The 23,013-nt window shown below is 40.5% G+C and carries 23 protein-coding genes and 1 pseudogene; 19 read left to right on the top strand and 5 right to left on the bottom strand.

What is annotated here, in order from left to right; translation table 11 throughout:
• Positions 1 to 190: 190 nt before the first annotated feature.
• Complete coding sequence (locus BJN41_RS00065) at positions 191 to 961, bottom strand: 3-hydroxyacyl-CoA dehydrogenase (protein ID WP_070151999.1); 771 nt, start codon at positions 959 to 961, stop codon at positions 191 to 193.
• 689 nt (positions 962 to 1,650) lie between these two features.
• Here BJN41_RS00065 and BJN41_RS16035 point away from each other — a divergent pair.
• The 3 genes and pseudogenes from BJN41_RS16035 to BJN41_RS00075 all read left to right on the top strand — a co-directional run.
• A pseudogene (locus tag BJN41_RS16035) lies at positions 1,651 to 1,807 on the top strand (AraC family transcriptional regulator); the annotation flags it as partial.
• Positions 1,808 to 2,111: 304 nt separating this feature from the next.
• Positions 2,112 to 2,462: a hypothetical protein gene (locus tag BJN41_RS00070; protein ID WP_070152002.1), complete on the top strand. Its 351-nt coding sequence runs from the start codon at positions 2,112 to 2,114 to the stop codon at positions 2,460 to 2,462.
• 198 nt (positions 2,463 to 2,660) lie between these two features.
• Complete coding sequence (locus tag BJN41_RS00075; protein ID WP_070152005.1) at positions 2,661 to 3,572, top strand: bestrophin family protein; 912 nt, start codon at positions 2,661 to 2,663, stop codon at positions 3,570 to 3,572.
• Positions 3,573 to 3,682: 110 nt separating this feature from the next.
• On the opposite strand, the gene prmC is transcribed toward BJN41_RS00075, so the two are convergent.
• A complete protein-coding gene (gene prmC, locus BJN41_RS00080) occupies positions 3,683 to 4,516 on the bottom strand; it encodes a peptide chain release factor N(5)-glutamine methyltransferase (RefSeq protein ID WP_070152008.1) in 834 nt (277 codons plus the stop codon).
• On the bottom strand, positions 4,516 to 5,604 hold the full coding sequence (gene prfA / locus BJN41_RS00085; RefSeq protein ID WP_070152011.1) for a peptide chain release factor 1: 1,089 nt from the start codon (positions 5,602 to 5,604) through the stop codon (positions 4,516 to 4,518). Before prfA ends, prmC begins: the two co-directional genes overlap by 1 nt.
• A gap of 383 nt (positions 5,605 to 5,987) precedes the next feature.
• Here prfA and BJN41_RS00090 point away from each other — a divergent pair, with 383 nt between their 5' ends.
• The 5 genes from BJN41_RS00090 (at position 5,988) to BJN41_RS00110 (ending at position 9,666) form a co-directional block, all read left to right on the top strand.
• Positions 5,988 to 6,413, top strand: coding sequence for a glycine zipper 2TM domain-containing protein (locus tag BJN41_RS00090; protein ID WP_070152014.1), 426 nt, complete (start codon positions 5,988 to 5,990; stop codon positions 6,411 to 6,413).
• Positions 6,414 to 6,659: 246 nt separating this feature from the next.
• Positions 6,660 to 7,184: a hypothetical protein gene (locus BJN41_RS00095; protein ID WP_070152017.1), complete on the top strand. Its 525-nt coding sequence runs from the start codon at positions 6,660 to 6,662 to the stop codon at positions 7,182 to 7,184.
• Positions 7,185 to 7,406: 222 nt separating this feature from the next.
• On the top strand, positions 7,407 to 8,411 hold the full coding sequence (locus BJN41_RS00100; RefSeq protein ID WP_070152020.1) for an LLM class flavin-dependent oxidoreductase: 1,005 nt from the start codon (positions 7,407 to 7,409) through the stop codon (positions 8,409 to 8,411).
• 72 nt (positions 8,412 to 8,483) lie between these two features.
• Complete coding sequence (locus BJN41_RS00105; protein ID WP_070152023.1) at positions 8,484 to 8,921, top strand: hypothetical protein; 438 nt, start codon at positions 8,484 to 8,486, stop codon at positions 8,919 to 8,921.
• Between the two features lie 190 nt (positions 8,922 to 9,111).
• Positions 9,112 to 9,666 (top strand): flavoprotein, encoded by a 555-nt coding sequence (locus BJN41_RS00110; RefSeq protein ID WP_070152025.1) that lies wholly within the window; start codon positions 9,112 to 9,114, stop codon positions 9,664 to 9,666.
• Between the two features lie 114 nt (positions 9,667 to 9,780).
• Here the strand turns inward: BJN41_RS00110 and BJN41_RS00115 are convergent, their stop codons facing one another.
• Complete coding sequence (locus BJN41_RS00115) at positions 9,781 to 10,617, bottom strand: pyruvate, water dikinase regulatory protein (protein WP_019837977.1); 837 nt, start codon at positions 10,615 to 10,617, stop codon at positions 9,781 to 9,783.
• A 155-nt stretch (positions 10,618 to 10,772) separates the two neighbouring features.
• Here BJN41_RS00115 and ppsA point away from each other — a divergent pair, with 155 nt between their 5' ends.
• From ppsA to dnaB, 11 genes are all read left to right on the top strand, one after another.
• Entirely contained in the window at positions 10,773 to 13,151 is a 2,379-nt protein-coding gene (gene ppsA, locus BJN41_RS00120; protein WP_019837978.1) for a phosphoenolpyruvate synthase, read from the top strand.
• Between the two features lie 74 nt (positions 13,152 to 13,225).
• The gene (locus tag BJN41_RS00125; RefSeq protein ID WP_019837979.1) at positions 13,226 to 14,023 is read left to right on the top strand and encodes an RDD family protein; all 798 of its coding nucleotides are present in this window, start codon (positions 13,226 to 13,228) and stop codon (positions 14,021 to 14,023) included.
• A 302-nt stretch (positions 14,024 to 14,325) separates the two neighbouring features.
• The gene (gene cyoA, locus BJN41_RS00130) at positions 14,326 to 15,399 is read left to right on the top strand and encodes a ubiquinol oxidase subunit II (RefSeq protein WP_070152028.1); all 1,074 of its coding nucleotides are present in this window, start codon (positions 14,326 to 14,328) and stop codon (positions 15,397 to 15,399) included.
• A gap of 3 nt (positions 15,400 to 15,402) precedes the next feature.
• The gene (cyoB, locus tag BJN41_RS00135) at positions 15,403 to 17,391 is read left to right on the top strand and encodes a cytochrome o ubiquinol oxidase subunit I (protein ID WP_070152031.1); all 1,989 of its coding nucleotides are present in this window, start codon (positions 15,403 to 15,405) and stop codon (positions 17,389 to 17,391) included.
• 3 nt (positions 17,392 to 17,394) lie between these two features.
• Positions 17,395 to 18,012 carry a cytochrome o ubiquinol oxidase subunit III gene (cyoC, locus tag BJN41_RS00140; RefSeq protein ID WP_019837982.1) on the top strand — a complete coding sequence of 206 codons (618 nt, stop codon included), beginning with the start codon at positions 17,395 to 17,397 and terminating at the stop codon, positions 18,010 to 18,012.
• Complete coding sequence (locus BJN41_RS00145) at positions 18,012 to 18,338, top strand: cytochrome o ubiquinol oxidase subunit IV (protein WP_004973158.1); 327 nt, start codon at positions 18,012 to 18,014, stop codon at positions 18,336 to 18,338. Before cyoC ends, BJN41_RS00145 begins: the two co-directional genes overlap by 1 nt.
• Positions 18,339 to 18,348: 10 nt before the next feature.
• Positions 18,349 to 19,227, top strand: a complete 879-nt coding sequence (cyoE, locus tag BJN41_RS00150) for a heme o synthase (RefSeq protein WP_070152033.1) — start codon at positions 18,349 to 18,351, stop codon at positions 19,225 to 19,227.
• A gap of 354 nt (positions 19,228 to 19,581) precedes the next feature.
• Entirely contained in the window at positions 19,582 to 19,971 is a 390-nt protein-coding gene (rpsF, locus tag BJN41_RS00155) for a 30S ribosomal protein S6 (protein WP_004973153.1), read from the top strand.
• An 11-nt stretch (positions 19,972 to 19,982) separates the two neighbouring features.
• On the top strand, positions 19,983 to 20,210 hold the full coding sequence (gene rpsR / locus BJN41_RS00160) for a 30S ribosomal protein S18 (protein ID WP_004719336.1): 228 nt from the start codon (positions 19,983 to 19,985) through the stop codon (positions 20,208 to 20,210).
• 9 nt (positions 20,211 to 20,219) lie between these two features.
• Positions 20,220 to 20,666 (top strand): 50S ribosomal protein L9, encoded by a 447-nt coding sequence (gene rplI, locus BJN41_RS00165; RefSeq protein WP_004973150.1) that lies wholly within the window; start codon positions 20,220 to 20,222, stop codon positions 20,664 to 20,666.
• Positions 20,667 to 20,899: 233 nt separating this feature from the next.
• On the top strand, positions 20,900 to 22,345 hold the full coding sequence (gene dnaB / locus BJN41_RS00170) for a replicative DNA helicase (protein ID WP_004973149.1): 1,446 nt from the start codon (positions 20,900 to 20,902) through the stop codon (positions 22,343 to 22,345).
• Between the two features lie 20 nt (positions 22,346 to 22,365).
• Here the strand turns inward: dnaB and BJN41_RS00175 are convergent, their stop codons facing one another.
• Entirely contained in the window at positions 22,366 to 22,932 is a 567-nt protein-coding gene (locus BJN41_RS00175; protein WP_070152669.1) for a hypothetical protein, read from the bottom strand.
• Between the last annotated feature and the right edge of the window lie 81 nt (positions 22,933 to 23,013).

Raw genomic sequence — 23,013 nt, forward strand, 5'->3', positions numbered from 1 at the left:
AACAGATACGAAATGTGCAGCGACTTGCTCAAAAGTGCATCGCAAACCTACGTGATAAGGGGTATGTTGCATAAATATGTAAGCATCTGATTTAGATAAATTTAATTCTGGATGAAAAAACAATCAAAACTTTTAAAATCAAATAGTTATGAAATCTTTGAGCAGCAAAGCCGTTCAGCATTGTCACTGCTTACTTCGGCTGCATACGAATTGCACCATCTAAACGAATCACCTCACCATTTAAATAACTATTTTCAAAAATATGGCCTACCAAATGTGCAAATTCTTCGGGTTTTGCCAAACGTGGTGGAAATGGCACCATTTGCCCTAAAGCATCTTGTACTTGCTGTGGCAATGCTTTCAGCATCGGGGTTTCCATAATACCAGGTGCAATCGTCATGACCCGAATAGCTTCACGTGCCAGTTCACGTGCTAAAGGCAATGTCATTCCCACAATTGCACCTTTTGATGCAGAATACGCGCTTTGTCCAATTTGCCCATCAAACGCAGCAACAGAAGCAGTATTTACAATCACGCCACGTTCTTCTTCATCGGCGACTAAGTCATATTTCGCCATAAGTTGTACTGCAAAACGGATCATATTAAAACTGCCCGTGACATTAATATTCAGCACTTTTTGGAACATCGCCAAATCATGTAAACCATCACGTCCCAAGACTTTGGCAGATGGTGCAATGCCTGCACAATTCACCAAACCATTTAACTGTCCGTATTTATGCTCGATATGGTTAAAGAGCTGCTGTACTTGGTTTTCATCAGTTACATCTACAGCCACAAAATCTGCATTTTCGCCCAATTTCTGTTGAAGTTGCTGCCCAAGCTCCTGATTCATATCAACCAAAATGACTTTTGCACCTTGCGTAACCAAATATCGTGCGGTCGCAGCACCTAAACCCGATGCACCACCTGTGACGACACAGACTTTTCCTTGAATTTTCATTATATTTTCCTTATAAATTTTCAGTTTAATACAACTTAAGAATTAAATTAATCACGCACAAGCTAGAATACAATTTCCAAACTCTGCATCTACTATGATGGATCTGAACACTCAACTTGTAAATGGAATACCGCACCATCCCAACAATGCAACTCAGCTCGCGTACAGCAAAGCTACAATTGTAATTGCTTTAGTCCATAAGGCTTTCACGCTGTACAGCAACAAGGGCTATACATACGATTTTTAATGACGGCGGAACTCCTATAGAGCTGTTAAACGCCAATAAATCTCTAGTGTCTAATCTTCAATACGGCAATTGTGGATTGCACTAGCGAATGCCATGAATGATGAATTTTTTGCATGGACAGCCACGAAATTCGTCCTGACAGTTATCAACTCTTGTCAAAATGGATGCACCCAGCTGAGCATTTAAAAACTAAATTGGAGGATATTTTAAAAATTTTTAATTTGGTACTGGGTATTTTCTAGGTGAATTAAACGTGGTTGATGAATATGAAGTCTTAATCATTTAGACAAACGTCTTTTAATTTTAATGCATTAAAAAAATCCCCATGCGCTGAGCCATGAAATCAGTAAACCATAAATTTGCTTAGCGCCAGTTGAATGGTGAGAACTGAACGAATTAACCCAATAATTTAATATATCTGAAGCGAAGTACCAACGCACATTTAAAGCAGGAAGGCACTAGCTATCAGCAATAAAAAATGAATTCCGTAGAGCTATGGCAATTGAATTATTGAGCAAACTCAACAATCACTTCAAGAAATTAGCGATCAAATAAATTTCCATGATCCTCGTGCTTTTCATCGTACATTAAAAAAATAGATCAGGCCAATCATGGTACATATCGACAATATCGAAAGCTCATAACTAAAAACTCATAATTGCGTGACTTATCACCCACTATCAACGCACTCTTTTCGGCATATTACAAACAACTTAATGATAAAAGAAGACTCCTCACAGGGCTTTCAATCATGGCAGTGAACTGAACGTTCATCGGCGTAGCATTGCCAAAGGATGAAATATAGTTTACTTTTCAATCTATTTAAAGCATAAATTTTATGCACTTCGGCTGTCATACTCCCCCTGTAATATTTAATGTAAGAGCATCTTTGGAGGTTTACCCATGCTTAAGATGATGGATGTACTTGAACAAACTCTAGTTCAAAATTTCTCTCACTCTCTCAACCAAGCTTCTGACCAATTAGACGAATTACTTAATCAAAGTATTCTAGATACCTCAGAAGAGCAGTTACATAAAGTCATGTCCGCATTTTTCAAACGAGAAGATGCACTTGAAACAGCGCAAGCCCTAGATATTTGTCAAGAAGATTTACAATCTTTGCAAGCGGGTTTAGCACTTAAAGATGAACACTTGGGCGATACCGCTAAAATTGTTGCGCTATGTTTAGCTTTAGAAACAGACAGTTTGGCACACGTTGAAATTCCTGACTGTTTGCAAGATTACCCGATGTAAACTTATATTTTTAAGCACTTATTGCTGAAAGTATTGAAAAGTGATGTCTTGATGGCATCACTTTTTTATTGCCTATTACATTATCGAATAAAAAAAGACTTTAAGTTGGTTGCTACTTTTTAAATCAAAAGCTAGTTACCAACTTGATAAGTGTTGTTTGTCTATGAAACACTAAGGAAGCTTTAAGGATGGATTAAGATGATTATTCGCAATAAAAACAACAGCTTTACTCTCCTGTTTGCATGGTATGGGACAATTTTGCCCACGGTATTACCGGCACTTGCAATTGTTGTCATCCTTTCTACTATTTTGGTGTATTTATCTTCCCACCACTTTTTTCAAGTGCCTAGCGTACCTGCTATTGGCTTTACTATTTTCGGGATTATTTTGTCTATATTCCTCAGTTTTAGAAATAACGCCAGTTATGAGCGTTGGTGGGAAGGTCGAAAATTATGGGGGACGTTAATCGCAACATCACGGCATATTTCACGTGACTCATACGTATTGCCAGATCAGCAGCGTCGAGTCTTGATGTATCGGGTGATGCTGTTTAGTAATTTATTGCGCAACCGTTTACGCAATCAAAACCAACCCATTGATTTTTACCAAAACAAAGTCAATCTGACACCTGCAGATTATGATGCTTTATTTCCACATATCAATGCTGCACAGTTTATTTTAGAAAGCATTCAAAAAGAGTTAGTCCGCGCACTTAAAACAGGTGAAATTTCCGATATTATTTATCAAGGCTTGAATCGACACATAGTTGAATTGGGTAATGTGCAAGCAGGTTGTGATCGAATTCTCAGCACCCCCTTGCCTTTTTCTTATTCGGTTCTGTTACACCGCACTGTGTATTGCTTCTGCTTTATTTTGCCTTTTAGTTTAGAAGCAAGTTTAGGAATCTGGACACCCATTTTAGTGGGTTTAATTGCCTATTTATTCTTAGGTTTAGATGCACTCAGCGAACAACTTGAAGAACCTTTTGGCTTGCAAGACAATGATTTGCCACTCAACTCTATGGTGCGTTTAATTGAACGAGAAATGCTGAGTTCACTTGGCGAGGAATTACCGCCTGCAATTTTGGCAGTGAAAGGCAACCTAAGCTGAAATCAGTTGAGTTGAGACTCGTATATGAGTCTTAAACCTAGACCCTGCTCGTCATTTGTCTATGTTTGCGAGCAAAGAAGTAAATCTCACAGGTTCTTTAGCTGATTCGATCATTCGCCAACAAGCCATTGCGCCAAAGTCACCCGATCATTGCCTGCATAATCTTTGACTGTACGAATTTCCGAAAAACCGTGTTCTGCAAAAATCGCTTGCACAGCTAATGCTTGGTCATAACCATGTTCCAGTGCAATCCAAGCATTTGCTTTTAGCCAGTACTTACCCTGCGAAATAATCTGCACAATATCTGCCAAACCCTGATCTGCTGCCACCAATGCACGTTCAGGCTCTGCTGCTAAAGCAGATATGTGTGCATCATTAGCATCTATATACGGAGGATTAGAGACAATCAAATCAAAACGTGGTTCAGCTTCAGAAGCTAATGCTTCAAACCATGCACCACAGGCAAATTGCACCTGATTTAAAGCATATTTACTTGCATTTTCTTGGGCAACTGCAAGCGTTGGCAGGTAAATATCGGTTGCAGTAATTTGCCAACCTGGACGTTCAGATGCTAAAGCCAAAGCAATTGCCCCTGTACCTGTACCTAAATCGACGATTACAGCATCACGTTGTAATGACAAAGCCAACACAGTTTCGACTAAAACCTCGGTATCAGGACGTGGCACCAAAGTATCGTGCGTGACTTTTAAGTCCAGTGTCCAAAATGGCTGAGAACCTGTGATATACGCCAAAGGCTCGCCTGCCGCTATACGTGCTAAAGCCTGCACGTACAATTGCTCTTGTTCGGCACTCAATTCCTGATCTGCACGATACTTTAATTCCAGCGCACTCAGTCCTAAAATATGCTCTAGCAACCAAATATTTTCTTGACGCTCGTAACTATCGACTTCACCACGTAGCGCCAAGGCTTGTACAATATTCATTAACCACCGTTTTGTTGTGCAAGCATTGCCAACTGATCTGCCTGATATTCACGATGCAGACTATCTAACAATTCAGTTAAATCACCTTCCATCACCGCATCCAACTTATATAAAGTCAGGTTAATTCGATGATCAGTTATACGTCCTTGCGGATAGTTATAGGTACGAATTCGCTCAGAACGGTCACCCGAACCCACCAAATCTCGTCGCATTTCTGAAGTCGCTGCATCTGCCGCTGCACGTTTGGCATTTTCTAAACGCGATGCCAACAACGCCATCGCTTTAGCTTTGTTTTTATGCTGTGAACGCTCTTCCTGACATTCCACCACAGTCCCCGTCGGAATGTGGGTAATACGCACTGCAGAGTCAGTTTTGTTGACGTGCTGACCACCGGCACCCGACGCGCGATATGTGTCAATTCGCAAATCGGCAGGATTAATATCTACCGTAGTATCTACATCTACTTCAGGTAAAATTGCAACGGTACATGCAGATGTATGCACTCGACCTTGCGATTCAGTCGCAGGAACACGTTGCACCCGATGCGCACCACTTTCAAACTTCAAACGGCCATATACACCTTCGCCATTCACCAAGCAAATGACTTCTTTATATCCGCCGTGTTCGCCTTCATTTTCAGATAAAATTTCGATTCTCCAGCCCTGACTTTCTGCATATTTACTATACATCCGGAATAAGTCACCCGAGAAAATCGCGGCTTCATCACCACCTGTCCCTGCGCGAATCTCTAAATAAGCTGAGTTGGCATCATTCGGGTCTTTGGGAATCATTAAAATATTTAAGTCAGCTTCAAGTTGCTGAATCAGCGCTTTATTCTGTCTAATTTCTTCTTGCGCCATCTCCTTAAAGTCAGGATCAGACAACATCGCTTCAGCTGTTTCAATGTCAGCTTCGGCTTGTGTGTATTGTGACCAAACTGCCGTAATTTCTTCTAAGTCACTGTGTTCACGTGATAATTCACGAAAACGCTTGTTATCTGAAATCACTTCAATATCTGCCAATAAAGCAGTCAACTCTTCATGCCTGTCAGAAAGCTGATCTAATCGTAAACGCAACGATTCTTTCATTGTTTAAAAAATCTCAATGCAAAGGCTGTTACATGCAACACGCAGCACAGCGAAATAAAAATTGCGCATAGTTTACCGATTCTGCCAATCAAATAACATCATTATTCCGTCTGTACGATGTTTGCAATACTCATCTGCTCAAGTGCAAGTGGCATTTTAGATTATGCTTTGGTGCACTGTGGTCCATGTAAGTTCATAAAATGCTGCAATTAGCGCATGTATTTGATTATTTTTTTTGCAATTTTAATCAAACTCATACAAAGCCCACACCAAAGCACATCAATCTCGTCTGTACTCTCCACATTTTATAAACGGTACTTTGTTAAATTGAGCCCATCGAAATTGATCATAAATAAGTCCTGTAAAAGGACATGGAGTTCAACATGAAACTTAATGCTATGTTAATGACTGCAGCTTTAACCTCAGCTTCTATGCTCAGTGCCAATGTCTATGCAGATAATACCACGCGCGTTGCCGCAGCTAGTGCTTTAGGCAGTGTTGCAGGTACAGCAATTGGTAAAAATATGGGCGGCAATACTGGAGCAACATTGGGTGCTGCATTAGGCGGTGCAGGTGGTGCAGCTGTGGCAAGTAATAAACRTCATCGTACTGAATCTGCAATTGGTGGAGCTTTGGGTGGTGGTGCGGGTTATACCGTTGGTAAAAATATGGGTGGCACCAATGGTGGATATATTGGTTCAGCTTTAGGTGCAGCCGGTGGTGCCGCACTCGGCAATAAAATCTCAAAAGATAAAGAATATGACCGTTACCAAGAACGTAAATGGAAGAAAAAACGCAACCGTCGTTAATTCTAAAGAATAGATAGAGCAAGTATAGATCAGCAAAAAAGCATCAACACAGGTTTGATGCTTTTTTTATAATTTTTTTCTTATATCCACTCAAATCCAATCCTAACCAATATGAAGTAATTTAGGAGTCCAATTACAAAGTCTTTACCAAATATAGCAAATTGACCTCATTAGCCTTCACGATCTTTGCCATCTGGTTCTATATCTTCATTACATAGCATATCGATAAATATTAGGAGCATCCGCATGAAACTTAATCGTGTTTTATTTGGTAGTGTTATCGCAAGTTCTGCCTTGCTTATGGGTACTGCACATGCCAACGGTACGCGTGTTGCTGTAAGCTCCGCCTTGGGTGGTGCTGTCGGCGCTGCGATTGGTCAGCAAATGGGCGGACAAACTGGCGCAATGATTGGGTCTGCCATTGGTGGTGCAGGTGGTGCGGCGGCTTCTGCCAATAAACGTGACCGTAATGGCGCCATGATTGGTGCTGCTTTAGGTGGGGCTGGTGGATATAGYGTTGGTCGCAATATGGCGGGCAACAATGGTGGCTATGTCGGTGCAGGGCTCGGTTCAGCAGGTGGTGCAGTATTAGGTCAAAAAGTTAGCGAAGACCGTCGTGATGACCGCTATGACAACAAACGCTACAATGATCGTTATGACCGCCGTTATGATAGCCGTGGCTACCGTTACAATGATTATCGTTATAATGACCGTTATCGCAAAGACAATGGCTTACATTTAGGTCACTATAAAAATGGTAAACGTCGTTAATTACTTGCGATACTTCTAACATTCAGCACCTTCGGGTGCTTTTTTTTGTTTGCTGACGACTTTCATGGATAAATGCATTTATAAAGCATGCTTTATTTGCTGAATGTCTTGAGTTCTTAAGCAGTAATATCTCATGACTCACCCATATATCGAAAATTTTCGATATACAAAACCAGTGCAGCATCGTATGATAAAACTATCTTTATCAAGCTGGAATAAATGATGCGTTCCCTACAAGACACAAAATTTGCCATTCTTGAGCTCGCGCCTGTACGTGATGATCAGTCAGTACAGTTTTCGCTGCATCATGCACTTGAATTAGTTCAACACGCAGAACAACTCGGCTATGATCGTTTTTGGTTGGCAGAACATCATAATATGGATGGCATTGCCAGCTCGGCAACAGCTGTACTTTTGGGTTATTTATTAGCAAATACGAAAAAAATTAGACTCGGTTCGGGCGGTATTATGCTCCCCAACCACGCTCCGTTAGTGGTCGCTGAACAGTTTGGAACTTTAGCGACTCTATATCGTAATCGTATTGAGCTGGGTTTAGGTCGGGCACCAGGCACTGATCAAGTTACCATGCGTGCACTGCGTCGTGGTCGCCAAGAAACTGAAGATCAATTTCCTCAAGATGTTTTAGAAATTCTTCATTATTTTAAAGATGCTGAACCACAACAACGTATTGTTGCTACGCCAGGACAAGGTACGCATGTTCCTGTATGGTTACTCGGTTCAAGTTTATTTAGCGCACAGCTAGCTGCAAAATTAGGACTACCCTACTCATTTGCCTCACACTTTGCGCCGCGTATGCTTGCTCAAGCCATTCAGTTATATCGGGACAATTTTGAGCCTTCGGAATATTTAGAACGACCTTATGTGTCAATGGGTGTGCCAACGGTGGTTGCAGATACCGACCAAGAAGCAGAATTTTTAGCGACCAGTGCCTATCAGCGTGTTTTAGGTTTAATGCGTGGACAAAGCCTAAAACTCAAAGCTCCAGTCGAAAGTATGGAAGGTTTGTGGTCGCCTGCAGAAAAAATGTCCGTCGATAGTTTTTATGGCATGGCACAAATTGGTTCTAAGGCTACAGTCAAAGCAGGATTAGAAAACTTATTGGCAAAGTATGATGTCGATGAGTTTATTTTTTCCTGTGATATCTATGACACAGAAAAACGCTTATACAACTTTGATTTGCTCATGCAAATGAAGAAAAATATTTAATTCATTCAACACACCTTACAGCCAAATCAAGGGCTGTAAGGTAACTAAATTCTTAGGGTATTATTGGATCATATGTTAATTTTCAAACAGAAGCTTCTACCCGTTTTCTTTGGCACTTTGTTTACAGTGCTAGGCTGTTCTGAATCGTCACTGAATAATCAAACAGAAATCATCATACCAAAACTACAATATTCAGGTGATGGAAGTAATGCTAGCTACAGTGAAGCAATAATTACCCTTGAAGGAAAATGTTTATACTTCTCAGTAAACCAGACGAATTTTTTGCCTATTTTTGCAACTCAACGTGCTTACTGGGATTCAAGAAATGATGTATTAGTCATAGATAATAAATCGTATAAAAATGGCGATAGAGTTGCCTATGGTGCTGGTGAAGCGGCTAATATTGATTTAGACTCATATATATGGATTACAAAACCAAACCCCGCTTGTATTGAAAACAACACCATTATTATCAATAAATTAATACCACCATTACCAGCTTCCAACTAGATTGGAAATAATTTCAAATACATAAAATTTGTATTTTCTTGTTTTCTGCTACTTAAATCTTCGTCGAATTAATTTTCAATCTTTAGGAATGACTGGCTCGCCTGCACAAAAGACTTTACCAAACAGCACTGCCCCAACAAAATAGAGCAAACGTTCTAATTTATAAAATGAATAAATCAAGAGATTCAGCATGGTCAGTCCTAAACACGACGTTCATAGACACGCTTTTCAAAACTGTTTGACAGATTTTCAAGAGTTCCAAGGCAAATGTATTCCTGCAACTGAAATCAAACACCATGATTTCACTGGTTTACGCGTTGCAGTTATTGGCGCAAATCAGGACAGCGTGGCACAACTCGACAGACTTTGTCAGCAGGCAACATCTGTTCAAGTCTTTCAAATTGCACCGCATTTTGTCTTACCTAGTACCGAGCGTGGTATCCATCGTCTAATTAGCCATCCTTTGATGTTTAAAAATCGACGTTTATTTAATAACCGCGTCAAAAATATTTTGGCTTTGCGCTTTTTAGATGCTCAAATCAAAGACACTTGGCTCAAACGTCAACTCACACCCAACATTGCTGATACTCATCAACACTATTTCAAATCTGATCATTATTATTTAGCTTTACAACGTGAAAATTGCCGTTTGATTACTTGGCCAATTACCAAAGTCTGCGCGAATAGTGTGCATAGTATTGATGGGCAAGAACATCCAATTGATACCATTATCACTACATTTTAAGTCACTCTAAAAGCTATATCATATAAATAAATAGTAGCTTGATTTTTATTCTATTAAAATCCAATAAAAAAGAGCCAAAATAATCTTTTGGCTCTTTAAATACATATAGTTTGTTTAACCAATACGACGTTTTAAACCTGTCATTTGTAAAATACGAGTTGAAATTTCTTCAATCGACATTTCAGATACATTTAAATATTTAATCCCTTCTGAAATATAAATACCTTCAATGGCACGCAATTCCATTTGGCACTGATTAAAACTTGCATAACGGCTATTGGCTTTACGTTCAGTACGGATCGCCACAAGACGTTCAGCATCAATCATCAAGCCAAATAACTTATGTTTATGCGGTTTCAGTACAGCTGGCAAACGGTTGTCATCTAGATCTTCTTCAGTGAGTGGATAGTTCGCCACGCGAATCCCAAACTGTAAAGAAAGGTAGATGGATGTCGGTGTTTTACCCGAACGCGACACTCCAATCAGAATCAGATCAGCCTTATCGTAATGACGTGTTCGTGCGCCATCATCGTTATCTAGGGCGAAATGCACCGCATCAATACGAGCCTTGTAAGATTCAGAATCTGTTACGGCATGCGTCTGCCCAACTAAAGTGGTTGGAGGTGTTCCTAACTCTTCAGAAAGCTTACTGATTAAGCCTTCAAATACATCTAAATTAATCGCTTTAGCGGTGTTTATAATGTCACGCACATATAGGTCAACCAAGGTATCAAACACCAAAGGTAATTGACCATCTTTTTGTGCTCGAGCATTAATTTCTGCCACCACATTCATAGCCGCTTCTTCAGACGTAATATAAGGATGAATATGAATATCAAAGTCCACATTTGGAAATTGCGCTAAAAGAGAATGTCCTAGGGTTTCAGCCGTTATTGCAGTTCCATCAGAAATAAAAAAAACACTCCGCTTAAATTGTTTACCTTCTGACATTAAAATTCTCCTTAAATATTTGTCTTAGTGCTATATAATCTTTATAGTAAACCGATCTTACATGACTGTCGCTTAGTAAAACCAAATTGCTAAGTAGATTTATTATAATTTCATGACAAGATAGTGATTAATACTGCAAAAGTGGAGTAACAACTTTGGAAGCGCGCGTAATTGGTCTGGAAAAATTAGGGAAACACGATGTTGAGCTCGTGGGTGGGAAAAACTCATCTTTGGGCGAAATGATCAGCCACTTATCTAATGCTGGTGTATCTGTACCAGGTGGCTTTGCAACAACAGCTGCTGCTTATCGTGAATTTCTCGAGCAAAGTGGCCTAAACGCTAAAATTCAAGCAGAGCTAAAAACACTCAATGTAGATGACGTGAATGCGCTTGCTGAAACTGGTGCAAAAATTCGTCAATGGATTGTCGACACTCCGCTTACTGCTTCACTAGAACAAGAAATTCGAGTTGCTTTTGAAGCACTCTCTAACGGCAACCCAAACATCGCGGTTGCCGTTCGTTCATCTGCAACTGCAGAAGATCTACCAGATGCATCTTTCGCAGGTCAGCAAGAAACATTCCTCAACATCCGTGGCATCGACAACGTATTAATTGCCATTAAAGAAGTTTTTGCATCTTTGTACAACGACCGCGCGATTTCTTACCGTGTACACCAAAACTTTGACCACGATGTCGTTGCTTTATCTGCAGGCGTACAACGTATGGTGCGTTCAGAAACAGGCGCAGCGGGTGTTATGTTTACCCTAGACACAGAATCTGGCTTCCGGGATGCCGTATTCATCACAGCTTCTTATGGTTTGGGTGAAATGGTGGTTCAGGGTGCGGTTAACCCAGATGAATTCTATATTTCTAAGCCTTTATTAAAAGCAGGCAAACATGCAGTTTTACGTCGTAACCTTGGCTCTAAACACCAAAAAATGATTTATGGTGAAGAAGGCGCGGCTGGTAAATCTGTAGTTGTGGTCGATGTTGAAAAACAAGATCGCCAACAATTCTCTTTAAACGATCATGAACTTCAAGAATTAGCAAAACAAGCTTTAATTATTGAGGAACACTATCAAGCGCCTATGGATATTGAATGGGCAAAAGATGGTGATGACGGTCAAATCTACATCGTTCAAGCACGTCCTGAAACTGTAAAAAGCCGTGAAAACGTCGGCACTATGGAACGCTACCTATTAAAACAAAAAGGTACGGTCATTTGTGAAGGTCGTTCAATTGGTCAGCGTATCGGTTCTGGTAAAGTTCGCGTTGTAACGTCTATTAAAGAAATGGACAAAGTTCAGGAAGGTGACGTACTTGTTTCTGACATGACTGACCCAGACTGGGAACCAGTAATGAAACGTGCTGCGGCAATTGTCACTAACCGTGGTGGTCGTACTTGTCACGCTGCAATTATTGCACGTGAATTAGGTGTACCTGCAATTGTAGGTTGTGGTAATGCAACTGAAGTTTTGACTGATGGTCAGGAAGTTACTGTTTCTTGTGCCGAAGGCGACACAGGTTTTATTTATGAAGGTGCTTTAGATTTTGAAGTTCAAAAGAACTCTATCGAATCTATGCCTAAACTTCCGTTCAAAATCATGATGAACGTCGGCAACCCAGACCGCGCATTTGACTTTGCTCAAATTCCAAACGAAGGTATTGGTCTTGCACGTTTAGAATTCATCATCAACCGTATGATTGGCGTGCATCCTAAAGCATTACTTAACATTGACAGCTTGCCACGTGAAACACGTGCGGCAGTTATGGCGCGTACTGCGGGTTATTCATCACCAATCGAATTCTATGTAGAAAAATTAGTTGAAGGTATTTCTACCCTTGCTGCTGCATTCGCTGACAAACCAGTGATTGTGCGTATGTCTGACTTCAAATCAAACGAATACGCAAACTTAATTGGCGGTAAGTTATACGAGCCTGAAGAAGAAAACCCAATGTTGGGCTTCCGTGGTGCAAGCCGCTATGTGTCTGACAATTTCCGTGACTGCTTCGAGCTTGAATGTCGTGCCTTGAAAAAAGTACGTGACGAAATGGGCTTAACCAACGTACAAATTATGATTCCATTTGTACGTACCGTTGCTGAAGCAAAACGTGTGATCGAATTGCTTGCGCTGAATGGTTTAAAACGTGGTGAAAATGGTCTAAAAGTGATCATGATGTGTGAATTACCAACCAACGCATTATTGGCTGAACAATTCCTTGAGCACTTCGATGGTTTTTCTATCGGTTCAAATGACTTAACTCAGTTAACACTTGGTTTAGACCGTGATTCAGGTATTGTTTCTCACCTGTTTGATGAACGTGACCCTGCTGTGAAAGCATTACTTTCTATGGCAATTCACGCATGCCGTAAAGCAGGTAAATATGTCGGTATCTGTGGTCAAGGTCCTTCAGATCACCCTGACCTTGCGCGTTGGTTGATGGAACAAGGTATTGAATCTGTATCTTTAAACCCAGACTCAGTTTTAGACACTTGGTTCTTCCTTTCTGAAGAAAAAGCTCAACAAGCGTAATAAAACGTGTTAAAAGAAAACCCATGCACCTGCGTGGGTTTTTTTTCAAATTCATTTTTTGAGATTTTATATTTATGCAAATTTACTTGGCACGAAATAATCAACAAGCTGGGCCATACACCTTAGAGCAGCTCAACCAAATGCTCGCAAGCCAACAAGTGTTGCTGACAGATTTGGCTTGGCACCAAGGCATGAGCGAATGGAAAGCTTTAGGTGAACTCACCCAAGGTAAACTTGTATATGAACCACAAGGCTATGTCAGCACGCCACCTGCCCCTGAACATTCACCGTTTCAAAATACAGATTACACGGCTACAAACACATCACGACCAAATTCAGCATTATCAAATTCAAGAACACAGGCAACGAAAAATGAATTGGCGAGCATTAACCAACGTGCTTTAGCCAAAATTATAGATATGTTGTTATGGTTGCCTGCAGCAGCGCTTCCCTCTTTTTTCTTAAGTGCTGACCAGTTTGAACAATTGTCTGGTTTGCAACAAAAAATGCAGACCGCAACAACGTCTGATCAAGCCATTCAATTGCAAACTGAACTCTTTCAGCTGATTCCAATGCAAGCTTGGCAAGCCATGGCAATTTACTTATTGATTATGCTGGGCATACAAGCCTTCCTATTGGCTAAAACTGGACAAAGTATTGGCAAACGTCTGACTAAAATTAAAATTGTCGATGCTGAAAGCAATGAAAAAGTCAGCCTAATGCGTGTGTTTACTATTCGCTCTATCATTTTCATTATTTTGAATATGATGTTTATGCCCTTTATCACAATTTTAGATTATGGCTTTGCATTTGGTGCAAAACGACAAGCGTTACACGATAAACTTGCCAAAACCAAAGTCGTAAAGCAATAATTTGATTTTTATTTACTCAGGGATGATTGATCATCCCTTTTTTCTTACAGCATTGATAAATATAAATAAATTAAAATTAGCACAAATAATTCCGAGTATAAAAATTGGTTTTTATTCCTTCCACTTAAAGCCGCTTTATGTGTAGCTTAGTTTGTCGATATCAGGCATAATGCCCTACAACGTAGCGGTGTCCGATGATTAAGAAGACTTTTTCATCTTTTTGATATCTTTTTAATCATGTGACACTTTAATCGCTATCCCATATTAAATTAGGGAATGGGACTCTTCACCGAGGTTGTAAAATGAGACAAACGATTTTAGCTGTATTGTCTTTATCTACGATGGCTGCACTCTTAACTGGGTGTGGCGGTGATTTAGTACTTCTGAACTCAAAAGGTCCAGTTGCAGCAGGTCAAAGTAACCTGATGATGACTGCGATTTACCTGATGCTATTGGTGGTTATTCCATCTGCAATTATGGCATTGTGGTTCGGTTGGAAATATCGCGCATCGAATAAAGACGCAGACTATCAACCAACATGGTCACACTCTACTGCAATTGAAATTGTAGTATGGGGTATACCTGTTATTATTATTTGTATTTTAGCTTGGTTAACTTGGTGGGGTTCCCACAAGTACGACCCTTACCGTCCGCTAGAATCCGAAAAAGCTCCTTTAACTGTTCAAGTTATTGCTGAACAATTTAAATGGATCTTCATCTACCCAGAACAGAACATTGCGACTGTTAACGAATTGCGCTTCCCAGAGCAAACGCCTGTAAGCTTACGTTTAACATCTAACTTCACAATGAACTCGTTCTTTATCCCTGCATTATCTGGTCAGATTTATGCAATGGCGGGTATGCAAACTCACTTGAACGTTTTAGCAGACAACACGGGCGAATTCCGTGGTTTCTCATCTAACTACTCAGGTTATGGTTTCTCGCAAATGCGCTTTAAAGCTCACTCTGTAACTCAAGCTGATTTTGAGCAATGGGTAGCAGCTGTTAAAGCAGGTCAAGGTACGACTATCAATCCTCAAGCTGTTCAAAAAACAGTTTTAGATCAAGCTGAATTTGCTTCTTTACGTGACGGTAACCGTTCACAGAAACAAATTGACGCAATGGTTCGTAACGCCAAAACTGAATTAGAGAAAAAACTTGCTGCAACAGCTTTAAAAGAAGGTCCATATAAGACTCAGCCACATCCTGTGACTTATTACTCTTCTGTTGAGCAAGGCTTGTTTGAATCAGTGATCAATAACTATATGAGTAACTACCATGGTGCTGACCATTCAGCTCCTGTAGTGGCTGGTGAAGCGCCTGCTTCTGAAACTCATGTAGCAGTTGAACATACGACTGCTTCTCAAGGGGAATAAGACATGAGCTTTTTAGGTAAGTTAGGTCCAGATGCAATTCCTTACGATCCAATCGTATTGGTAACTGTTGCAGCGATGATCTTAGGTGGCCTTGCAGTTGTTGCTGGGATTACCTACTTCAAAAAATGGGGCTACTTGTGGAACGAATGGTTCACCACTGTAGACCATAAAAAAATCGGTATCATGTATATCTTTGTATCTGTCATCATGCTACTGCGTGGCTTTGCAGATGCGCTTATGATGCGTCTTCAACTGTTCCTTGCAAAAGGTGGTGGTGAAGGCTATTTACACCCAGAACACTATGACCAGATTTTCACCGCCCACGGTGTAATCATGATCTTCTTCGTGGCAATGGGTCTTGTTGTTGGCTTAATGAACATCTCTGTACCATTACAGATTGGTGCTCGTGACGTTGCCTTCCCGTTATTAAACTCTTTAAGCTTCTGGTTATTCGCTGGTGCTGCAGGTTTAATGATGGTTTCACTTGCATTAGGTGAGTTCGCTGCGACAGGTTGGATGGCTTATCCTCCTCTATCTGGTATCGAATACTCTCCAGGTGTTGGTGTTGACTACTATATATGGGCACTTCAGGTTTCTGGTCTAGGTACGCTTCTTACTGGTGTTAACTTCTTTGTTACCATCATCAAAATGCGTGCGCCTGGCATGAAACTTATGGACATGCCTATTTTCACTTGGACAGCATTAGTTACTGCGGTACTTATCATTGCAACTTTCCCGGTTTTAACTGCGACAATTGCGATGTTAACGCTTGACCGTTACTTCGGTTTCCACTTCTTTACCAACGACATGGGTGGTAGCCCAATGTTGTATGTAAACTTGATTTGGACATGGGGTCACCCAGAAGTATATATCTTAGTATTACCAGCATTTGGTATTTACTCTGAAGTAACTGCGACTTTTGCGCGCAAAACTTTGTTCGGTTACAAATCAATGGTGTACGCAACCGTTGCAATTGGTGTGTTATCACTTGTTGTATGGGTTCACCACTTCTTTACCATGGGTGCAGGTGCCAACGTTAACGCGTTCTTCGGTATCATGACCATGATTATTGCGATTCCTACTGGTGTGAAAATCTTCTCTTGGTTATTCACTATGTACAAGGGTCGTATTACCTACACTACCCCAATGCTATGGACACTTGGCTTCCTTGTGACTTTCGGTATCGGTGGTTTAACAGGTGTATTAATGGCAGTTCCACCAGCGGACTTCCTTGTACACAACTCTTTATTCTTGATTGCTCACTTCCATAACGTAATTATTGGTGGTGTTGTATTCGCGATGTTCGCAGGTATCATTTTCTACTGGCCAAAAATGTTTGGTTGGAGACTGAATGAGACTTGGGGTAAAGCAGCATTCTGGTTCTGGTTCTTCGGTTTCTACTTTGCATTCATGCCGTTGTATATCCTTGGTTTCATGGGTATGACACGTCGTTTGAATACTTATGACAACCCTGAATGGGATCCATACTTGGCAATTGCATTCTTTGGTTCTGTGTTAATTGCTATTGGTCTATTCTGCTTCGTTATGCAGATCGTGGTTGGTTTCTTACAACGCAACCAACGTTTAGACCTTACAGGCGATCCATGGGATGGTCGTACGCTTGAATGGGCGACTTCTTCTCCAGCACCGTTCTATAACTTTGCTCACCTTCCAAAGATCAATGGTATTGATACTTTCTGGACTGACAAAGAAAATGGTGTTGCATACGCGCGTCCAACGAAGTATGAAGACATCCACATGCCAACCAACCGTGCAGCTGGTTTCATTATTGCAATGTTTATTACAGTAATGGGCTTCGCGTTAATCTGGCATATTTGGTGGTTAGTATTCGTTACATTTATCGCTGCAATCATCAGCTTCATCGTGAGCTCTTTCACGAAGAAAGTGGACTACTATGTTCCTGCTGCTGAAGTTGAGCGTATTGAAAACGAACGCTATGCGCTCCTTGAAAAACACTTGAAGAAGGACTAAGACATGGCTGAAGTACTTCATCACGACAACCACGGACATGATGATCATCACCACGATGATACAGACATCACCGTCTTTGGTTTCTGGACATACTTGATGAGTGACCTTGTACTTTTCGGTACACTCTTCATCGCGTTCGCTGTATTAAGTAGCCACGTTCCAGTAGGCACTCCAACAGCTAAAGATTTGTTTGGCGAGTCATTAGGCTTTGTTCTAACAGAAACTTTTGCCCTGTTGATTTCTTCTGTAACTTTCGGTTTTGCTGTTTTAGCTGCTTACAAGAAAGATGTTGCCAAAGTTCTAACTTGGTTAGGCGTGACATGGGTTTTCGGTGCGATCTTTATTGGTATGGAACTTTACGAGTTCAACCATTTAGTTCATGCTGGACATGGACCTAGCGTGAGTGCGTTCTTATCTGCGTTCTTTACTTTGGTTGGTACGCACGGTATTCACGTAACTTCAGGTTTAGTTTGGATGATCGTGTTAATGGTTCAAATCAAGAAATATGGTTTGACTATTCCGAACATGCGTCGTTTAGCTTGCCTAAGCTTGTTCTGGCACTTCCTTGACATCGTTTGGATCTGTGTATTCAGCGTAGTTTACTTGATGGGAGTTCTCTAATGAGTCACGATCACAACTCTGCTGGTGCATCACACGGTAACACTAAGCAATATACGATTGGCTTTATCCTTTCTGTTATCCTTACCATTATTCCTTTTGGTATGGTTATGGCAGGTGGTTTTGGCCGTGGTATTTTAATTACTGTTATTTCGATTACAGCAGTTGCTCAGATTCTTATTCAATTAATTTATTTCTTGCATATGAATTCTTCTTCAGAGCAACGTTGGAACGTGATTGCATTCGTGTATACCATTCTGACCATTGCCATCCTTTTGGTTGGTTCTGTATGGATCATGAACTACCTACACTACAACATGATGATCTAAACTGGTTGTCATGCTAAAAAAGTATTTATTCCTGACAAAGCCAGGAATTCTCTTTGGTAATTTTATTACCACTTTGGGTGGCTACTTTGTAGCTGCCCAAGGTTCTGTAGATTTCCTTCTCCTACTGCTTACTCTGCTTGGTACAACGCTTGTTGTCGCCTCAGGATGTGTGATCAACAATATTATTGATCAAGACATCGACCAAAAAATGCAACGCACACAAAACCGTGCTTTAGTGCAAAAAACTGTTTCTGTTCCTATTGCGCTGATTTATTCAGTGGTATTGGGCGTCATTGGTTTTAACATTTTATGGTTTGGAGTTAACGCATACGCTTTTCTTTTTGCACTGATTGGTTTTGTGGTTTATGTCGGCTTTTACAGTCTATGGACCAAACGCACAACAATTCATCAAACCATTATTGGCAGTATTTCAGGCGCAAGCCCACCTGTGATTGGTTATACCGCTGTTGCAAATCAATTTGACTTAGCTGCTCTACTTATCTTTTTAGGTTATGCACTTTGGCAAATGCCCCACTCTTGGGCGATTGCAATTTACCGTTTTGATGATTACAAAAATGCGGGTATTCCAATTTTGCCAGTTGCTCGTTCAATTTTACGAACGAAAATTGAATCACTGATTTATGTGGTGTTATTTACTATTGCCATGAATGGACTGTTTGTATTTGGTTATACAAACTGGCTGTATCTGGTTATTTTAAATGCACTTTGTGTTTATTGGTTCTATATTGGCGTCATTGGTTTTAAAGCAGAAAATGATCAATTATGGGCAAAACGCTTTTTCCTGTTTTCGGTTATTTTAATTACGGTTGTGAGTTTATGTTTTAGCTTTACAGCAACTGCACCAAGCACGCAAATCATACTTTTTTAAAAGATAGAGTTTAGCTCTATCTTTTAATGGAGTGCCTACCCTCTCCACACTTCAATATTTAAATAATAACAATTTATCTGTCTTTGAATTATTCGTCCTTAATAATTTTTGCATTAAACACTCTAAAAGTTAGTGACATACCAATACAAAGCATAAAATTTAAATTCCAATCATAGATGCAATATATTACATTCCCTTTTTACCCAAGCCGATCTTTTCTTAGACAAAGCCTTGTATTTACTTGGCAAAAGCTCTAGAATTCACGCTTCGCAATTTTGCGACACAACTTCGGTTGTGACTCCTTGCTTCTGGCTCAATTTAGTCAGGGGCTGCATAAACCGTAAGGAGCTGACAATGCGTCACTACGAAATCGTACTTTTGGTACACCCAGACCAAAGCGATCAAGTTGTGGGTATGGTAGAACGTTACCTAACTCACATCAAAGAAGCTGAGGGTCAAATTCACCGTTTAGAAGATTGGGGCCGTCGTCAATTGGCTTACCCAATTAACAAAATTCACAAAGCGCACTACATTCTTATGAACGTTGAATGTGGTCAAACTACGCTTGATGAGTTAGAAGAATTGTTCCGTTATAACGACGCGATCCTTCGTAGCTTGATCATCCGTCGTGAAAACGCTATCACTGAAGAGTCATTATTGGCTAAGAGTGCTGAAGAAAAACGTGCGCGTAAAGCTCAACGTGAAGAAGCACAACACGCTAACCAAGACTCTGCTGAAGCTTAAGGAGAACATCAATGGCACGTTTTTACCGTCGTCGCAAGTTCTGCCGCTTTACAGCTGAGAACGTTACGTACATCGACTACAAAGATATCGATACACTAAAACAGTACATCACTGAAAATGGCAAGATTGTTCCTAGCCGTATTACAGGTACTAAAGCTCGTTACCAACGTCAATTAGCGCTTGCTATTAAACAAGCTCGCTACTTAGCGTTGATCCCTTACACTGACAATCATAAGTGAGGTTGAGCTGTGGATATTATCTTATTACAACGCATTAAGAACCTTGGTAAATTAGGCGATAAAGTTTCAGTTAAAGCTGGTTACGGCCGTAACTACTTGATCCCTCAAGGTAAAGCAGTTGCTGCAACTGAAGCAAACACTGCTGCATTTGAAGCTCGTCGTGCTGAACTTGAGAAACAAGAAGCTGAAATTTTAGCTGCTGCTCAAGCACGTGCTGACCAATTGAACGAAGTTAACATCGTAATCACTGCTAAAGCTGGTGATGAAGGTAAACTTTTTGGTTCTATCGGTACTCGTGACATCGCTGACGCGTTAACGAATGCTGGTCTTGAAGTTGACCGTGCAGAAGTTCGTTTACCAAACGGTGCGCTTCGTCACACTGGTGAATTCAACATCGCAATCCAATTGCACCATGATGTTGTTGCTGAAGTTCTCGTTACTATCGTATCAGAGTAATTTTCTGCAAAAAGAAAGAGCATGCCTAATCGCATGCTCTTTTTTTGTCTTTAGAATATGCAAATTATACAAATTTCCTAAATAGTCCTGCACGCTTTGACTTCTCCTTCGCCAAAATCTACTCGCTTTTTTTTCTAGAGGGCGTATCATCGGGAAGTGGAAAGAATATGAGTTTCAAATTCTATCCCCCGTGCATTATTCAGCATTTACTGTTTTAAAAATCAGGGATTTATATGTCACAGGCGACTGCTAGCGCAAAGCAACATACCGCAAAGTCTGATCTAAAACCAAATGAGAACAGCCCGCTTAAAGAGTTTCGTACCCCACCGCATAACTTAGCCATTGAACAAGCTGTTTTGGCTGCATTGATGACTGTGGCCGAATCTTTTGAACAAGTGGGTGATGTGTTACAAGAGTCTGATTTCTACGCGACACGCCATAAATATATTTTCCGTGCCATTGATTCTTTGTCTAAAGAAAACTCACCTTATGATGCCGTATTGGTGAATGACTGGCTAATTAAACAAAATTTGCTTGAAGCTGCGGGCGGTGAAGAGTATTTAATGCAGCTCATGGCGGACTCGCCTTCTAGTTTTTATAACCTAGAAACCTATGCCACGAAAATTAAAGAATTCTCGACCCTCAGAAACATGATTAAAGTTAGTTCTGAAATTTTACAAAATGCCTATGACACCAAAGGTCGTAGCGTGAGTGAAATTTTAGACTTGGCTGAAACTAATATTTTCCAAATTGCCGAACAACACAATAACAATGCAAAAGCACAAGGCCCAAAAGCCATATCGAGTGTCGTTGCCGACGTATTCGACAAACTTGACGAACTTTCTAAAATGGAAGGTAACATCACAGGCTTAACCACAGGCTTTGTAGAGTTAGATAATAAAACCTCAGGTATGCAAGCGGGTGATTTGATTATTGTCGCTGCGCGTCCATCTATGGGTAAAACCACGTTTGCCATGAATTTGGTCGAAAGTGTTCTGTTTAACAATGACTTGCCTGCTCTTGTCTACTCTATGGAGATGCCTGCAGATTCAATTGCAATGCGTTTGATTTCTGCGTACGGCAAAGTGCATCAGGGGAATTTACGTTCAGGCAAACTCAGTGGCGATGAATGGTCAAAAGTCACAGGCACGATTTTACAACTGCAAGAAAAGCATTTGTATATTGATGACTCATCTGCCCTACCCCCTACGGAAGTACGTGCACGTGCACGACGCATTGCCAAACAACATGGGGGTAAAATTGGCTGCATCATGGTCGATTACTTGCAATTAATGAAAGTCCCAGGCATGGGCGATAACCGTGTCGGTGAGATTTCAGAAATTTCACGTAGCTTAAAAGCCTTAGCCAAAGAGATGAACTGCCCTGTGATTGCTTTGTCGCAGCTGAACCGTTCCTTAGAGAACCGACCTAATAAACGCCCTGTAATGTCAGACTTGCGTGAATCTGGTGCGATTGAGCAGGATGCGGACTTAATCATGTTTATTTACCGCGACGAAGTTTATAATAAAGAGTCTAAAGAAGCTGGCACTGCCGAAATTATTATTGGTAAACAGCGTAACGGCCCCATTGGTACGGTACGTCTTGCTTTTGAAGGACAATACACGCGTTTTAGTAACTTATCTCCTGAGTATTATGCTCAGTATGATGATGAAGAGTAATGCTTGCATTGCTCTTTTTATTAAAACCATAGTTTAATCTGACTTATTAACTTAGCCCACCATAGTTTCCAACTTGTGACTAATTTTAAATTTTGACTATTGTCTTCCATTTCAAATGATGGAAATGCTTTATTGAGTTGTTCACATGTTGGATATTTTTGTTGAAGTTTTGCTAAGTAATGCGATTGATCATATTGTATAAACCCATCCAAGATACCAATTGTTTTCCGCCCCCCGATTGTACACTTTGCCATCTGTTGATTCCAAGCTAAAAACGGCTGCACTGGTCTAGAAACACTGAGCTGATTATGAGCACAACTCAAAATTGCAAATGAAGCGATTTGATATTGTTCAAGTTTATCAAAGTCAGGAGTATAAGCTAAACCGATGATCAAACTGCCCTTTTCAATATTTTGACTTGAAAATGTACTTTTCCATTGTGTAGGTTTTTTATATTTAACTTCATCTAGATTTGAACGAAAAATAAATTGACCTGAACTCAGTTGAAAGATGAAGTCTGAACTCCCTTGTATTGCCAATGAGTCGTGGTAACTGGCGATGAATACGTCATTGGGTGAAAGTGGCATACAAGCGCTAACTGACTGACAAAAATATAATTTAGTCCATCCCAGATAACAAAATTTTTTCATCATTTGTTCAACATATCC

The organism is Acinetobacter towneri (genome assembly GCF_001758345.1).
Classification (GTDB): Bacteria; Pseudomonadota; Gammaproteobacteria; order Pseudomonadales; family Moraxellaceae; genus Acinetobacter; species Acinetobacter towneri_A.

What these genes read in the sequence shown, in the direction of transcription:
- cyoB (WP_070152031.1), top strand. Translation starts at nt 15,403, where the DNA reads ATGAGCTTTTTAGGTAAGTTAGGTCCAGATGCAATTCCTTACGATCCA.
- BJN41_RS00100 (WP_070152020.1), top strand. Translation starts at nt 7,407, where the DNA reads ATGCGTTCCCTACAAGACACAAAATTTGCCATTCTTGAGCTCGCGCCT.
- BJN41_RS00065 (WP_070151999.1), bottom strand. Translation starts at nt 961, where the DNA reads ATGAAAATTCAAGGAAAAGTCTGTGTCGTCACAGGTGGTGCATCGGGT.
- cyoA (WP_070152028.1), top strand. Translation starts at nt 14,326, where the DNA reads ATGAGACAAACGATTTTAGCTGTATTGTCTTTATCTACGATGGCTGCA.
- cyoE (WP_070152033.1), top strand. Translation starts at nt 18,349, where the DNA reads ATGCTAAAAAAGTATTTATTCCTGACAAAGCCAGGAATTCTCTTTGGT.
- prmC (WP_070152008.1), bottom strand. Translation starts at nt 4,516, where the DNA reads ATGAATATTGTACAAGCCTTGGCGCTACGTGGTGAAGTCGATAGTTAC.
- prfA (WP_070152011.1), bottom strand. Translation starts at nt 5,604, where the DNA reads ATGAAAGAATCGTTGCGTTTACGATTAGATCAGCTTTCTGACAGGCAT.
- rpsF (WP_004973153.1), top strand. Translation starts at nt 19,582, where the DNA reads ATGCGTCACTACGAAATCGTACTTTTGGTACACCCAGACCAAAGCGAT.
- BJN41_RS00110 (WP_070152025.1), top strand. Translation starts at nt 9,112, where the DNA reads ATGGTCAGTCCTAAACACGACGTTCATAGACACGCTTTTCAAAACTGT.
- BJN41_RS00125 (WP_019837979.1), top strand. Translation starts at nt 13,226, where the DNA reads ATGCAAATTTACTTGGCACGAAATAATCAACAAGCTGGGCCATACACC.
- BJN41_RS00070 (WP_070152002.1), top strand. Translation starts at nt 2,112, where the DNA reads ATGCTTAAGATGATGGATGTACTTGAACAAACTCTAGTTCAAAATTTC.
- rpsR (WP_004719336.1), top strand. Translation starts at nt 19,983, where the DNA reads ATGGCACGTTTTTACCGTCGTCGCAAGTTCTGCCGCTTTACAGCTGAG.
- BJN41_RS00075 (WP_070152005.1), top strand. Translation starts at nt 2,661, where the DNA reads ATGATTATTCGCAATAAAAACAACAGCTTTACTCTCCTGTTTGCATGG.
- BJN41_RS00115 (WP_019837977.1), bottom strand. Translation starts at nt 10,617, where the DNA reads ATGTCAGAAGGTAAACAATTTAAGCGGAGTGTTTTTTTTATTTCTGAT.
- dnaB (WP_004973149.1), top strand. Translation starts at nt 20,900, where the DNA reads ATGTCACAGGCGACTGCTAGCGCAAAGCAACATACCGCAAAGTCTGAT.
- cyoC (WP_019837982.1), top strand. Translation starts at nt 17,395, where the DNA reads ATGGCTGAAGTACTTCATCACGACAACCACGGACATGATGATCATCAC.
- BJN41_RS00105 (WP_070152023.1), top strand. Translation starts at nt 8,484, where the DNA reads ATGTTAATTTTCAAACAGAAGCTTCTACCCGTTTTCTTTGGCACTTTG.
- BJN41_RS00175 (WP_070152669.1), bottom strand. Translation starts at nt 22,932, where the DNA reads ATGCCACTTTCACCCAATGACGTATTCATCGCCAGTTACCACGACTCA.
- BJN41_RS00145 (WP_004973158.1), top strand. Translation starts at nt 18,012, where the DNA reads ATGAGTCACGATCACAACTCTGCTGGTGCATCACACGGTAACACTAAG.